The 14,252-nt window shown below is 69.2% G+C and carries 11 protein-coding genes; 5 read left to right on the top strand and 6 right to left on the bottom strand.

Annotation, left to right across the window (positions count from 1 at the left end; all coding sequences use genetic code 11):
* Positions 1–9 precede the first annotated feature (9 nt).
* A complete protein-coding gene (locus AC5Y2S_RS14910; protein ID WP_499956862.1) occupies positions 10–1,407 on the bottom strand; it encodes an HNH endonuclease signature motif containing protein in 1,398 nt (465 codons plus the stop codon).
* A 293-nt stretch (positions 1,408–1,700) separates the two neighbouring features.
* On the opposite strand from AC5Y2S_RS14910, the gene AC5Y2S_RS14905 reads away from it, so the two are divergent.
* The 4 genes from AC5Y2S_RS14905 to AC5Y2S_RS14890 all read left to right on the top strand — a co-directional run bounded on the left by AC5Y2S_RS14905 (position 1,701) and on the right by AC5Y2S_RS14890 (position 7,650).
* Positions 1,701–2,495, top strand: a complete 795-nt coding sequence (locus tag AC5Y2S_RS14905) for a PD-(D/E)XK nuclease family protein (protein ID WP_499956861.1) — start codon at positions 1,701–1,703, stop codon at positions 2,493–2,495.
* A gap of 114 nt (positions 2,496–2,609) precedes the next feature.
* The gene (locus AC5Y2S_RS14900) at positions 2,610–3,743 is read left to right on the top strand and encodes a metallophosphoesterase family protein (protein WP_499956860.1); all 1,134 of its coding nucleotides are present in this window, start codon (positions 2,610–2,612) and stop codon (positions 3,741–3,743) included.
* Positions 3,740–6,358 carry an AAA family ATPase gene (locus tag AC5Y2S_RS14895; RefSeq protein WP_499956859.1) on the top strand — a complete coding sequence of 873 codons (2,619 nt, stop codon included), beginning with the start codon at positions 3,740–3,742 and terminating at the stop codon, positions 6,356–6,358. The genes AC5Y2S_RS14900 and AC5Y2S_RS14895 overlap by 4 nt, the downstream gene beginning before the upstream one ends.
* Positions 6,359–6,396: 38 nt before the next feature.
* Positions 6,397–7,650: an alpha/beta hydrolase gene (locus AC5Y2S_RS14890; RefSeq protein ID WP_499956858.1), complete on the top strand. Its 1,254-nt coding sequence runs from the start codon at positions 6,397–6,399 to the stop codon at positions 7,648–7,650.
* Here AC5Y2S_RS14890 and AC5Y2S_RS14885 read toward each other — a convergent pair.
* The 4 genes from AC5Y2S_RS14885 to AC5Y2S_RS14870 are packed head-to-tail and all read right to left on the bottom strand — an operon-like array spanning position 7,637 to position 13,092.
* A complete protein-coding gene (locus tag AC5Y2S_RS14885) occupies positions 7,637–9,373 on the bottom strand; it encodes an ABC transporter family substrate-binding protein (protein ID WP_499956857.1) in 1,737 nt (578 codons plus the stop codon). The two genes, AC5Y2S_RS14890 and AC5Y2S_RS14885, sit on opposite strands and share 14 nt — an antisense overlap.
* On the bottom strand, positions 9,366–11,207 hold the full coding sequence (locus tag AC5Y2S_RS14880) for a dipeptide ABC transporter ATP-binding protein (protein WP_499956856.1): 1,842 nt from the start codon (positions 11,205–11,207) through the stop codon (positions 9,366–9,368). The genes AC5Y2S_RS14885 and AC5Y2S_RS14880 overlap by 8 nt, the downstream gene beginning before the upstream one ends.
* The gene (locus AC5Y2S_RS14875; RefSeq protein ID WP_499956855.1) at positions 11,204–12,118 is read right to left on the bottom strand and encodes an ABC transporter permease; all 915 of its coding nucleotides are present in this window, start codon (positions 12,116–12,118) and stop codon (positions 11,204–11,206) included. The genes AC5Y2S_RS14880 and AC5Y2S_RS14875 overlap by 4 nt, the downstream gene beginning before the upstream one ends.
* A complete protein-coding gene (locus AC5Y2S_RS14870) occupies positions 12,115–13,092 on the bottom strand; it encodes an ABC transporter permease (RefSeq protein WP_499956854.1) in 978 nt (325 codons plus the stop codon). The genes AC5Y2S_RS14875 and AC5Y2S_RS14870 overlap by 4 nt, the downstream gene beginning before the upstream one ends.
* Positions 13,093–13,228: 136 nt before the next feature.
* Here AC5Y2S_RS14870 and AC5Y2S_RS14865 point away from each other — a divergent pair, with 136 nt between their 5' ends.
* Entirely contained in the window at positions 13,229–13,720 is a 492-nt protein-coding gene (locus AC5Y2S_RS14865) for a beta-class carbonic anhydrase (protein ID WP_499956852.1), read from the top strand.
* 85 nt (positions 13,721–13,805) lie between these two features.
* Here AC5Y2S_RS14865 and AC5Y2S_RS14860 read toward each other — a convergent pair whose 3' ends face one another.
* Positions 13,806–14,225, bottom strand: a complete 420-nt coding sequence (locus tag AC5Y2S_RS14860) for a PaaI family thioesterase (RefSeq protein ID WP_499956851.1) — start codon at positions 14,223–14,225, stop codon at positions 13,806–13,808.
* Positions 14,226–14,252: the final 27 nt, after the last annotated feature.

Below are 14,252 nucleotides of genomic sequence, written 5' to 3'. Positions count from 1 at the left end.
GGGCTCACGCTACGCCGCATCGTCGTCGTCCTCGTCTTCTCCGTCGCCGTCGCCGGTGCCGAGGAGTTTTTCGGGGTGCCAGTAGTTGTTGGTCCGGGGTTGGCCTCTATCCAAATGCGGCGGCGGGATCCATTCGGTTTCGCCTTTGGTGTTTTTGCGGGTGGTCCAGCCGTCGGGGTCGAGCATGCGGTGTTGGGCGCCGCAGGCGAAGGTGAGGTTGTCGACGTCGGTGCACCCGCAGACGGTGTAGCCAACGACGTGGTGGACTTCGCTGTAGTAGCCGGGCACGGTGCACCCGGGTGCGGTGCAGCCGCGGTCCTTGGCGTACAGGACGATTCGTTGGCCGGGGGAGGCCAGGCGTTTGGTGCTGTACAGCGCCAGGGTTTTGCCTTTGTCGAAGATCGCCAGGTAGTGCCGGGCGTGGCGGGCCAGGCGGATCACGTCGCTCATCGGCAGGATGGTGCCCCCGCCGGTCAGGGCACGCCCGGCGGCGGCTTCCAGCTCGGCCAGCGTGGTGGTCGCGATGATGGAGACGGGAAGCCCGTTGTGCTGGCCCAGGTTTCCCGACGCCAGCAGGGCGCGCAGCGCAGCCAGCAGCGCGTCGTGGTTGCGTTGGGATGCCGAGCGGGCGTCTTTGTCGATGGCTTCTTGGGATGGTGGGCCGTCCACGCACGGCGCGTCGTCCAGGGGGTTGCACATGCCGGGGGCGGCCAGTTTGGCCAAGACGGCTTCGAGGGTGGCGCGCAGCTCGGGTGTGAGCCAGCCGCGCAGCTGCGACATGCCGTCGGCCTGCTGGTTACCCAGGGTCAGCCCGCGCCGGCGGGCGCGGTCGGCGTCGGTGTAATTCCCGTCGGGGTTGAGGCAGTCGGCCAGCGTATCGGCCAGCGCGCCCAGTTGTTCGGGGCGAAACCGGGTGCCCTCCTCGGCCAGCTTGGCTTCGACCTGCTCACGGGTGGCCTCATCGATCCAGCCGGGCAGCTCATGACAGAACCGCCGGATCACCGCGACCTGGCCGGTACCGAGTTCACCGTCGCGCTGGGCCGCGGCCGTAGCGGCCAGCACCGGCGCCATGCGCTCGCCGGTCAGGCCGTGGCGCGGTCCCAGATCGGCGGCCTCCTTGACGCGCCGCGACGCCTCGGCTCGGGTGATCAGCGTCACCTCGGCGATCGCATGCGACACCTTGCCGCCCAACTCCTCCGCGGTGGCCTGCCGGGCAACGGAATTGATGATTGGATGCTCCAGGGCCGGTATCCGCCGGCGCATCCTCTCAAAACGCTCGAGCAACGCCAGTTGCTCGCGGGTCGTCAACGCCTCGCAGTCAAACTTCGCGACCGCGTCGAAGTCGGCGTCCCAACGATCTAGGGCGGCCGACAACGCCTCCCGGTCAACGACGCCGTCCGAACTCATGCCCCCAAACTATCGAGGGGGTCCGACAAAAGACGGCCGCGCAGAAGCCCATGAAACCAAAGTGACAGAAGAGATTTGGCTGGGTGCGACCCGGGGACGAGTCGCGTCGGGCACGGAGTCCGGCGAACAGGGGCCGAATGGCCCTAGGCCGGGATCGCGCCAAGAGCGGAGTCTGTGAAGTCGAATACGCCGAGTCCCAACGCGTTGGCCGGGAGGAAGGTACCGACCCTCATGCCGCATTGCCCGAGCGCACCGGAGAACGGCGAACACCAGCATGGCCAATGCGGTGCACGGTGAAGGCGATTCGGATCTCCGCCAGCCGCCTGGGGGAAGCCATCACGACCGATCTCTGCGAACGCTGCTACTGGTTGAAACTTCATCTCAATCATCAGTTGCCGTTCCAGATATTTCCGAGCATCTTCAGTTCGATCGATTCGTACACAAAAGACGTCGTCCACTCCTGGTTTGATGCCCATGGAGTGCCGCCTCAGTGGCTCGCACCGCTGGGGCCGATTGTCGCCTACCAAGAACCCCGGCACTGGTCCGACTTTCATACCGTCGATCCGGAGTACGGCATCGAGCTAACCGGGGTTGCCGACGCGATTTTCAAGTATGCGGACGGTTCCTACGTAATCGTCGACTATAAGACGGCGCGCTTCAGGGACCGTGAGAACAGGAAGTTGATGCCGCGCTACAACGTGCAGCTCAACGCGTACGCCCGCATTGCCGCTGACCGCGGCCCGCGCCCGGTGTCGCATCTCGCGCTCGTTTACATGGAGCCCGCCACGAAGGGCCACGCCGTAAACCATTGCGGAAACTGTCGTGAAGATGGCTTCGTCATGGGCTTCCGGGCGCGCGTGGTCGAAATCCCGCTCGGTGATGGGTTATTGAAGGACGCGATGGCCAGGACGAGGCGGATTTTCGACCTGGCTGACGCACCCGATGGCGCTCCAGGATGCGGCGACTGCCCGCTCGTGCTCGACTTGGCCGAGACGCTCTGGCCTGGAATCAGCGACGTCGACTTGGTCGACAAGCTGCAGCGCATGCTCGCGGCTCACGAAAAAAGCGCCGCGGCACCGCGACGTTAGGTCGATTCCTCCCACTGGCCCGGAGACCTGCCGGTCCGCATCCCGCGCCTTGTCGGTCGGCAGACCTAGACTTCGCGGTGCCCTGACAGCCACGACTCGAAAGGGGTCCGCCGGATGCGATTCCTGCACACCGCCGACTGGCAATTGGGCATGACCCGGCACTTCCTCGCCGGCGACGCCCAGCCACGGTATTCGGCCGCGCGCCGCGACGCGGTGGCCGGGCTGGGCGCGCTGGCGGCGGAGGTGGGCGCCGAGTTCGTCGTCGTCGCCGGCGACGTCTTCGAGCACAATCAACTCGCGCCGCAGGTGATCGGGCAGTCCCTGGAAGCCATGCGCGCCATAGGGATTCCCGTCTACCTGCTCCCGGGCAACCACGACCCGCTCGACGCGTCGTCGGTGTACACCAGCGCGCTGTTCACCGCCGAGTGTCCCGACAACGTCACCGTCCTCGATCGGGCGGGTGTTCACGAAATCAGGCCCGGAATCGAGATCGTCGCCGCCCCATGGCGCTCCAAGGCCCCGACTACCGACCTGGTCGCCGAGGTCCTCGACGGGCTGAGCCCCGGCCCAACGACTCGCATCCTGGTCGCACACGGCGGCGTCGACGTCCTGGACCCCGACCGCGACAAACCGTCGCTGATCCGGCTGGCAAAACTCGAGAACGCGCTGCAGCAAGGCGCCGTCCACTATGTGGCGCTGGGGGACAAACATTCGCTCACCAAGGTCGCCGACAGGGTCTGGTACTCCGGTTCGCCCGAAGTCACCAACTTCGACGACGTCGAATCGGACCCCGGGCACGTCCTCGTCGTCGACGTCGACGACGACGGCGTCACCGTGGAGCCCCGCGACGTCGGGCGCTGGCGGTTCGTCACCCTGCACTGCCAGGTCGACACCAGCCGCGACATCGCCGACCTCGACCTGAACCTCGACCTCATGACCGACAAGGACCGCACCGTCGTGCGGTTGGCGCTGACCGGATCGCTGACGGTCACCGACCGCGCCGCGTTGGATGCGTGCCTGGACCGCTACGCGCGGCTGTTCGCCCACCTGCGGACGTGGGACAGCCACACCGATCTGGTGGTGGTCCCCGCCGACGGCGAGTTCACCGACCTCGGCATCGGCGGGTTCGCCGCCTCGGCCGTCGACGAGCTGGTGGCGACCGCGCGCGACGCAGGCTCCGAGGAGGCCGCCGACGCGCAGGCGGCGCTGGCCCTGCTGCTGCGCCTCGCCGATCGGGGCGCGGCGTGAAGCTGCACCGCCTCGTCCTGACCAACTACCGCGGCATCGCGCACCGCGAGATCGAGTTCCCCGACCACGGCGTGGTGGTGGTCTGCGGCGCCAACGAGATCGGCAAGTCCTCGATGATCGAGGCGCTCGACCTGCTGCTGGAATCCCGGGACCGCTCCACGAAGAAGGAAGTCAAGCAGGTCAAGCCGACGCACAGCGACGTCGGCTCCGAGGTGAGCGCCGAAATCAGCTGCGGCCCTTATCGTTTCGTCTACCGCAAGCGGTTCCACAAAAAGTGCGAGACGGAGCTGACGGTGCTGACCCCGCGCCGCGAACAGCTCACCGGCGACGAAGCCCACGAACGGGTCCGGGCGATGCTGGCCGAGACCGTCGACAACGACCTCTGGCACGCCCAACGGGTGCTGCAGGCCACGTCGACGGCCGCGGTGGACCTGTCCGGGTGCGACGCGCTGTCGCGCGCCCTCGACGTGGCCGCGGGTGACGCCGCCGCGCTGTCCGGCACCGAGCCCCTGCTCATCGAGCGGATCGACGCCGAATACGGCCGCTACTTCACCCCGACCGGACGCCCCACCGGCGAGTGGGCGACCGCGATCAAACACCTCAACGACGCCGAGGCCGCGGTCGCCGAATGGGCGGCGGCGATGGCCGAGGTCGACGACCGGGTGCGACGCCACGCGGAGCTGACGGAGCGGGTGGCCGAGCTGTCGCAGCAGCGCGCCGCCGCCGGCCCCCGGCTCGAGGCTGCTCAGCAAGCCGCCGAGCGGATCGCCGAGCTGATCAACCAGGCGCGCGAGGCCAGGCTGCTCGCCGACGCCGCGACCGCCACCAGTTCCGCGGCCAGCGCCGCCCACAGCGGACGGGTGCGCCTGCTCACCGAGATCGAGACCCGGACGGCGAGCGTCGCCGCCGCCGAGGCGGAAGCACAAGAGGCCGCAGAAGCGCGCAACATGGCGGCGGCTGGAGCGCAGGCCGCCCACGAAGACGTCGAGCAAGCCGCCCAGCTCCTGGCCGACCTGCAGCTCCGCGCCGAATCCGCGCGCTGCGCCGTCGACCAGCTCGCCGCCAGCGAGGAGGCCGACCGGCTCGCCGCCCGGTTGGCCAAGATCGCCGCCCTCCAGCGCGACCGCGCCCGCGTCTGCGCGGAGCTCGCCACGGTCAAAATCACCGAGGAATCACTACGGCGAATCGAGGACGCCGCAGCCGCAGTCGACCGCATCGGCGGGCAGCTGGCGTTGATCTCGGCCGCGGTGGAATTCACCGCCGTCGCCGACATCGAGCTCGGCACCGGCGACCAACGGGTGTCGCTCCCTGCCGGCCAGAGCTGGTCGCTCACCGCGACCGGCCCCACCACCGTCGAGGTGCCCGGCGTGCTGACCGCGCGAGTCACTCCCGGGGCGACGACGCTCGACATCCAGGCCAAATACGCTGCGGCACAAGACGAATTCACGAAAGCGTTGAAGGCCGCCGACGTGCCGGACCTCGCGGCGGCGCGATCCGCCGACCAGCGCCGCCGCGAACTGCAGGGCGGCCGCGACCAATTGGACGCCACCGTGTCCGGGCTGCGCGGCGATGAAGACGTCGACCAACTGCGGGCGCGGCTCGCGCAGCTGCGTGCCGACCACCCGGCCGACCCGGACCAACCGGCGGACCCCCACGCCGCCAGGGCCGAACTCGATGCCGCCGAGGCCGCCCGGCAAGCCGCGGCCACCGAATGCGACCAGCGCCGCCGGGCCGTGGCCGCCGCCGACGCCGCGCTCGCCGAGTCATCCACGCGCGCAACGGTTTCCCAGAACCAGCTGGACACCCACCGCGCCGAGCTGAACGCCGCCACCGACCGGCTGGCCCGGGAGCGCGCGGAAGTGAGCGACGCAGACCTCGCGTCGGCGGCGCAAGCCGGGCTCAACGCCGCACAAGACGCCGAGCGGCGCATGACCGAAATCGCCGGCGAGCTCGCGGCCGCAGCGCCGGACGCGGTCACCGCCGAATTGGCCGCGGCCACCGAGGAAGCGGACACGCTAAGCAATCACTACGAACAAGCCAACCGCGCCTTGCGCGAAATCGGCATCGAGCTCTCGGTTTTCGGCAGCGAGGGCCGCCAGGGCAAGCTGGACGCCGCGCAGACCGAGCGCGAGCACGCCGCCAGCCAGCACGCCCGGGTCGGCAGCCGGGCACGGGCCGCGCAGCTGTTGCGCTCCGTGATGACACGCCACCGCGACACCACCAGGCAGCGCTACGTCGAGCCCTATCGCACGGAACTGCAGCGGCTGGGCCGGCCGGTGTTCGGCCCCAGCTTCGAGGTCGACGTCGACAGCGGTCTGTGCATCCGCAGCCGCACGCTGGACGGTGTCACGGTGCCGTACGAATCGCTGTCCGGCGGCGCCAAAGAGCAGCTCGGCATCCTCGCGAGGCTGGCCGGCGCGGCCCTGGTCGCCAAAGAGGACACCGTCCCGGTGGTGGTCGACGACGCGCTGGGTTTCACCGATCCCGACCGCCTGGCCAAGATGGGGCAGGTGTTCGACACGGTCGGCGAGCACGGCCAGGTGATCGTGCTGACGTGCAGCCCCGACCGCTACGACGGCGTACACGGCGCGCACCGAATCGACCTCAACGTTTAGCATGTAGCGCTCGACGGTATTTGTCTCGGTGGAGCGCTATGACAATGAACTCGAAACGGCGTCGGCAGCAGGAAAAGCTGGCGGCATTGCCCGGTGTGCGGGCGGTGCGTCGGCCTGTCTCGCCGGGTAGTGCCGAAGAGTTCGATCTCTACTACGTGCGCGGCGGCCGCAAGTCCGCCCACCCGCTGGTGATCATCCCGGGAGGCCCGGGAGTCGCGTCGGTCCAGATGTACAAGGGGCTGCGGCGCCGGGCCGCCGCCGCGGGCCTCGACGTCATCATGATCGAGCATCGCGGCGTGGGAATGTCGCGCCACGACGACTCCGGCGCCGACCTGCCGCCCGAGGCCCTCACCGTCAATCAGGTCGTCGACGATGTGGCCGCGGTGCTCGACGACGCCGGCGTGGACTCGGCGGTCATCTACGGAACGTCGTACGGCACTTACATCGCCGCCGGGGTCGGCGTGCGCCACCCCGGCCGGGTGCGGGCGATGGTCCTCGATTCGCCGCTGCTGTCGCGGCACGACATCGTGATCGTGCGCCGCGCGATCCGCCGGCTGTTACTCAGGGGGGACAGCCCCGAAACCGCCCCGCTCGCACCGAAAGTCCGCAAACTCGTCGATGCCGGCGTGATGACGGCGTCGGCCACCCAGGTGGTCGCGACGATCTACGGCCACGGCGGGGCCGCCCTGCTCGACCGGCAACTCGACCTGCTGCTCGACGACCGAAGGCTGTTGTGGTGGGCGCTGTCCCGGTTCGCCACCCTCGGCAACCTTCCGTACCGGTACGAGGAAGATCTGGTGAGCCGCATCGCCTTTCGCGAACTCGACTACGCCGCCGCGCCCGACGGCCTGCCGCTCGACCCCGCCGTGGCCGAGCGTGAAAACCGGACCCACACGGCGACTTTCGAGGACGAACCATACGACCTGCCGGCCGAGATGCCGAATTTCGGCTGGCCCACCGCGGTGATTTCCGGCGGCCGCGACCTCATCACGCCGCCGCCGGTCGCCCAACGGGTGGCTTCGCTGCTTCCCAACGCGCAGCTGCTCAAGCTGCCCACCATGGCCCACAGCGCGCTGGACTTTCGCGAGCCCGCGGCCCTGGCCGTCGCCGGCGCGGTGTTCCGCGGCGAGTTCGAGGGCCTGGCCGCGCAGGGGCCGGCGCTGGACGCGCTCCCGCCGCGGCCGTCGGTTCGCTTGCTGTGGAAGGCGATCGAACTCGCCGCCATCGCGGAGGGCGCGCTGCCGGTGCTGCGGCTGCCCGCGATGTTGCGGCGGCGGATCAGGTCCGCATGAACCCGATCGCGGTGTAGTTCAGGTCACCGAGGCCGGCCGCGCCGAAATTCGCCAGCGTGCTGCGCACCGCGACGTCGCCGGGTGACTGCGTCAGTGGCAGGCTGAACCCCTCGGCCCAGATGAGCTTGTCGAGGTCGTTGGCCAGCGCCTGCGCCTTGACGGGATCGAGTTCTTCCAGCGTGCGCTCGATCGCCTCGTCGATCTCCGGGCTGCCGATCTTCCCGAAGTTGCTTGCCCCGTCGGACTGGTAGATCTGCGTCAGCGACGAGAGCGGGAACGCGTCGCCGAGCCAGCCGAACTGCGCGATGTCGAAGGCACCGACGTTGACGTAGTTGGTGAAGAAGCCGCTGCCGGACCGCGCGACGAGTTCGAGCTTGACGCCGATCTGCGCGAGGCTGTGCTGGGCGATCTGCGCGAACACCTTGCTGCCCTGCGCGTCATAGAACAGGTCCCGGATGACCAGCTGGCGGCCGTCGCGCTCCCGGAACTGGCCGTTGAGCTTCCACCCCAGGGCATCGAGCTCCCGGCTCGCCGCGGCCGGGTCATAGGGGACGATGAAGCTGTTGTCCTGATAGCCCTGCTGCCCGGCGACGTAGATGTGATTGCCCAGTGCCACCGGGTTGCTGGTGAGGCCGTACTGGACCACCTTGGCGATGGTCTGCCGGTCGATGCCCTTGGAGACGGCGACCCGTAGAGCCTTGTCTTCCAGGATCGCCCCGTGGGCGCCGTTGAGGGTGAAGTGAGACCAGCTCGGGGCGGGGGCGCGCCGTATCGAAATGCCCTTGGTCCGTTGGGCGATGGTCAGCTGGTCGACGGTGCCGATCCCGGCCGCGTCGATCGTGTTGTTCTGCAGCGCCGGGATCCGGGCGGCGTCGTCGAGCACCAGGTAGGTGATGCTGTCCAGCCGCGGGCGCGGCCCCCACCATTTCGGGTTGCGGGTCAACACGATTCGCTGTGTGGTCCGGTCCAGCGAGGACACGATGAACGGGCCCGCCGTCGGGCCGGGCCCGTCGAGCTGGCCCTTGTTGAACGCCTCGGGCGTGGACGTCATGCTGGCCGGGAGCAGCATGCCGTTGCCGGCGAACATGCCGCGCCATTCGGCGTACGGCTTGGCGAACGTCATGACGGCCTGCCGGTCGTCGACCCCGCGGGTCACCGACGCGACGCGGTCGGCGCCGCTGGGCCCGGCGATCTGGAATTCCCTGTCGACGCCGGACAGCGCGTGGATCTGACTGGCGATGTCCTGCCAGGTGATCGGCGTCCCGTCGGACCAGACGGCCTTGGGGTTGATGGTGTAGGTGACCACCTGCGGGTTGGTCCCGGTGAGTTCGACGCTGGTGAAGTAGTCGGTGTCGACGGTGGTCGAGCCGTCCGGCCCGATCACGAACGCCCGGGGCAACGTCGCCTTCATCATCGAGGCGACCTCGGCCGAGTTGCCGTCGATGCTGAGGATGTTGAAGTTGGGCGGAAAGTCGCTGAGCGCCAGCCGCAGGTTGCCGCCGTCCCGCAGGGTGGCGGGGTCGCGCGGGTTGAGGTCGCTGGTCGTGCCGATCGAGGCGGTGTTGCCCGTCGGGGGCGTCAGGTCGATGGCCGGCGAGCATCCGGTGAGCACCAACGCCGCGACCACCACCAGGCTCAGCCACCGCCGAGACTGCGTCCAGCGCGTGAAAACACCCCCAACCGGCGCTCTGAGCGCAGACTCGGCGCCAAAGACCCTAGACATACTTGCCCGGATCCGGTTGCGGCACCGCGCCCAGCAGCCGGCGCGTGTAGTCGTGCTGCGGATTGGCGAACAGCTGCTCGCTGTCGCCCTGCTCCACGATGGCGCCGGCGTACATCACCGCCACCTGATGCGCCAGGTGCTTGACCACCGAAAGGTCGTGGGAAACGAAGAGATACGACAGCCCAAACTGCTCCTGCAGGTCGAGCAGCAGGTTGATGATCCCGGCCTGGATGGAGACGTCCAGGGCGGACACCGGCTCGTCGAGGGCCAGGATCTTCGGCTGCAGCGCCAGCGCCCGCGCGATGCCGATGCGCTGCTTCTGGCCACCGGAAAACTCGGCGGGGTAGCGGGTCGCGTCGGCCCGGCGCAGGCCCACGATCTCCAGCAGCTCGGCGACCCGCGCGAACGTGGCGCTCTTGTCGAAGCCGTTGGCCCGCAACGGTTCCGCCAGCAGCTCGTAGACGGGCAGCCGCGGATCCAGCGACGCCACCGGGTCCTGGAACACGACCTGGATGTCACGGCGCAGCTCCCGCCGCCTCGCCGGACTCAGCGCGGCGACATCCTCGCCCAGCACCTCGATCGAACCGGATTGTGGGGCAACCAGTTCCAGGATCTCGTGCAGCGTGGTCGACTTGCCCGAACCCGACTCGCCCACGATGCCCAGCGTCCGGCCCTGCCGCAGCTCGAAGCTGATGCCGTCGACGGCGCGGACCTCGCCGACGGCGCGGCGGAACACCACGCCCTTGGTCAGCCGGTAGGTCTTGACCAGATCGCGCACCCGCACCACGACCGGCGAGTCATCGGGAGCCGCCTCGATGCGCGCCAAGGTGTTGACCCCGTAGATGTCCGCGGCGCTGCGGTCGCCGACCTGATCGGTGCGGATGCATGCGGCCCGATGATCGACAGAGAGTTCGATCAATTCCGTTTCGGCGGCGCGGCATTCGTCGATGGCCAGCGGGCAGCGCGGCGCGAAGGGGCATCCGGGATCGAGCCCGGCCAGCGACGGCGGCGCGCCGGGGATGGGTACCAGCCGGGTGCCCTGCGCGGCGTCCAGCCGGGGCACCGACCCCAACAGGCCCACCGTGTACGGCATCTGGCGGGCCCGGTAGAGGTCGCTCACGCCGGCCGACTCCACCACCCGGCCGGCGTACATCACCAGCGCCCGGTCGGCGAACTCGGCGACCACGCCCAGGTCGTGGGTGATGATGAGCACGCCTGCGCCCGTGACGTCGCGGGCGGTCTTGAGCACCTCGAGGATCTGCGCCTGCACGGTGACGTCCAGGGCGGTGGTGGGCTCGTCGCAGATCAACAGGTCGGGATCGTTGGCGATCGCGATCGCGATGACGACGCGTTGCCGTTCGCCGCCGGAGAGCTCGTGCGGAAACGCCCGGGCTCGCCGCTCGGGCTGCGAGATGCCAACCAGCTCAAGCAGTTCGACCGCGCGCCGGCGGGCGGCCCCGCGGCCGACGCGCGGCTGGTGCACCTCGATCGCCTCGGCGATCTGGTCGCCGACGGTGTACACCGGCGTCAGCGCCGACATCGGATCCTGGAACACCATGCCGACCGTCTTGCCGCGGAACCGTGACATCGCGTCGTCGCCGAGCCCCAGCAGCTCGGTGCCCTGCAACCGGACCGAACCGCGTACCCGCGCGTACTCCGGCAGCAGCCCCACCACCGCCATCGCAGACACGGACTTGCCCGATCCCGATTCGCCGACCATGGCCACGACTTCGCGGGGCTCGATGCGGTAGCTGATGCCGCGCACCGCCGTCACCGGCTGGCCGTCGGTCGGGAACGTCACGGCGAGGTCGGTCACCTCCAGCAGCGGGCTCATCGGGCGCCGCCCCGCCCCATCCCGCTGCCCGGGTCGAGCGCGTCGCGCAGCCCGTCGCCGGTCAGGTTGGCGCACACCAGGATCAGCACCAGCACCCCGGCCGGGAACAGGAACACCCACGGGAACGTGGTCGCGGACTGGGTGCCGTTGGCGATCAGCGTGCCCAGCGACACGTCGGGCGGCTGGATCCCGAAACCGAGGAAGCTCAGGCCGGTTTCGGCCAGGATGGCCGAGGCGACGTTGAGCGCGGCGTCGATGATCAGGATGGACGCCACGTTGGGCACCACGTGGCCGATGATGATCCGGCGGCTCGAGACCCCCATATACCGTGCGGCGCGGATGAATTCGCGCTCGCGCAGGCTCATGGTCATGCCGCGGACCATGCGCGAGCTGATCATCCACCCGAATGCGGCCAGCAGCAGCACCAGCAGCAGGACGCTGGACGACTTCTTCACCCGCGGCGTGAGGATCGCGATCAGGATGAAGCTGGGCACCACCAGCAGCAGGTCGACCACCCACATCAGCACCCGGTCCCGCCAGCCGCCGAAATAGCCCGCGACCGACCCGACCGTGGCGGCGATGCCGGTGGAGATGAACGCCACGCACACGCCGATCAGCATCGACTTCTGCATGCCCCGCAGGATCTGCGCCAACAGGTCCTGGCCCATCGCGTTGGTGCCGAGCCAGTGCCGGGTGTTGGGTGGCTGCAGCAGCGCGTTGAAATCGAGGTCATCGTAGGAGTAGGGGAGCAGCGACGGCAGCGCGTAGCAGCCGACGAACAGCAACACCAGCAGCGTCAGCGACGCCACCGCGAGCCGGTTGCGCCCGAACCGGCGCAGCACGAGCGTCCGGCGCGACGTGAACCCTTCCGGCGTCGAAACCCCTTGCGCCGCAGACACTTGGGCCGTCATGACACCCGCACCCTCGGATCGAGCGCCGCGTAGAACACATCGGACAGCAGGCCGGCCAGCAGCACCACCGTGCCGGAGAACAGCGTGATGGCCGCGATGATGTTGGTGTCCTGGGCCGAAATGCCCTGCACCAGCCATTCGCCCATGCCGTGCCAGCCGAAGATCTTCTCGACGAACACCGCCCCGGTGACCAGCCCGGCCACCCCGTAGGCGAACAGCGTGGCCAGCGGTATCAGCGCGGTGCGCAACCCGTGCTTGAACAGCGCGCGCCGGCGGGTCAGCCCCTTGGCGCGGGCGGTGCGAATGAAGTCCTGCCCGAGGACGTCGAGCATCGCGTTGCGCTGATACCGGCTGTATCCCGCCGCGGCCATCAGCGCCAGGGTCAGCGTGGGCAGGATCAGGTGTCGCAACCGGTCGAGCGACTGCGCCCAGAACCCGCCGGGCACGCCCGGAGACGTCTCACCGGTGTAGTCGAACAGGTGCATGCCGACGGCCCAGTTGGTCCGCAGCGCACCCAGGATCAGCAGGTTGGCGATGACGAACGACGGAGTGCTCAGCACCAGCAACGCCAGCAGGGTGACGACGCGGTCGCTGAGCCGGTACTGGCGGATCGCGCCCCACGCCCCGGCGACGATGCCCAGCACGGTGCCCACCACGGAGCCGACCACCAGCAGCCGCAGGCTGACCCCGACCCGGCGCCACAGCGTGGCGGCGACGGGCTGTCCGGTGATTGTCGTGCCGAAGTCGCCGCGGGCGACGTGCGAGGCCCAGTTCGCGTACCGGATCGGGATCGGCTTGTCCAAGCCGAGCGCGTGGGCCTTGGCGTCGATGACGGCCTGCGGCGGGCGCGGGTTGCGCTGCAACAGGCTGTCTAGCGGCGAGAAGGCCACCGAGGTCAGGCAGTAGGTCAGAAACGACGCCAGCGCCAGCAGCACGATGTAGTTGAGCAACCGGCGCGCGAGGAAGCGAATCATGCCCGACCGAGCCGCCCGTTCCGCATTGGGACAGGTTAACCAGCCGTGATCGTCCTTGTGATCCGGCTGATTTTCATGGCTGAATTACGGGTGGCTCGCTGCTACTTTCAGGCCGCCACACCCAGAGGAGGCTTGCGTGACCGTTACCGATGACTACCTGGCCAACAACGCCCAGTACGCGAGCACCTTCAAGGGCCCGCTGCCGATGCCGCCGAGCAAGCACGTCGCGGTCGTCGCGTGCATGGACGCGCGGCTCGACGTCTATCGCCTGCTCGGCCTCAACGAGGGCGAGGCCCACGTCATCCGCAACGCCGGCGGCGTCGTCACCGACGACGTCATCCGCTCGCTGGCCATCAGCCAGCGGCTGCTGGGGACCCGGGAGATCATCCTGATCCACCACAGCGACTGCGGCATGCTCACCTTCACCGATGACGACTTCAAGCGCGGCATCCAGGACGAGACCGGGGTCAAGCCGCCGTGGGCGGCCGAGGCGTTTCCCGATCCCGCCGAGGACGTCCGGCAGTCGCTGCGCCGCGTCGAGAACAACCCGTTCGTGACCAAGCAGGTCTCGCTGCGCGGCTTCGTCTTCGACGTCGCCACCGGCAAGCTCCAGGAAGTCACCCTCTAGCGCGCTCGCCTTCCCCGCGCGAGCAGACGCAGAATCGCACGGAAAGCCGCGATCTGATGCGATTCTGCGTCTGCTCGCCGCAAAACTAGCCCACCTTGTAGGTGGCCAGCGCCTTGGCGACCAGCGTGCCGGACGGGTCGACGATCTCGGCCTCGCAGTTGACCAGCGACCGGCCGCGCCGCAGCGCCCGGCCCACCCCGATCAGGTCGGTGGCGCGTGCCGGCGCCATGAAATCCAGCGCCATCGACACCGTGACGCCGCGCAGCGATGGGGGAGCGTCGGCGCCGCACCACGCCGCCGCCATGACGGTGAGGTCGGCGAGGGTGGCGATGGCGCCGCCGTGCACCAGGTCGCCGACGGTGACGTTGGAGGGATCCCACGGCAGCCGCAGCCGCACCTCGTCGTCGCCGAGCTGATCGGCGACGATCCCCAGCTTCGCGACGAACGGCGATTGGGGGAGGAATTGCGAGATGACATCGCGGCCGCTCTGCGTTTCAGTTGCCATGCGTCCATGCTTTCGCACCGGCGAGTC

The sequence above is a fragment of the Mycobacterium sp. NGS69 genome (assembly GCF_059812165.1).
This window is presented reverse-complemented; position numbering and strand designations above follow the sequence as displayed.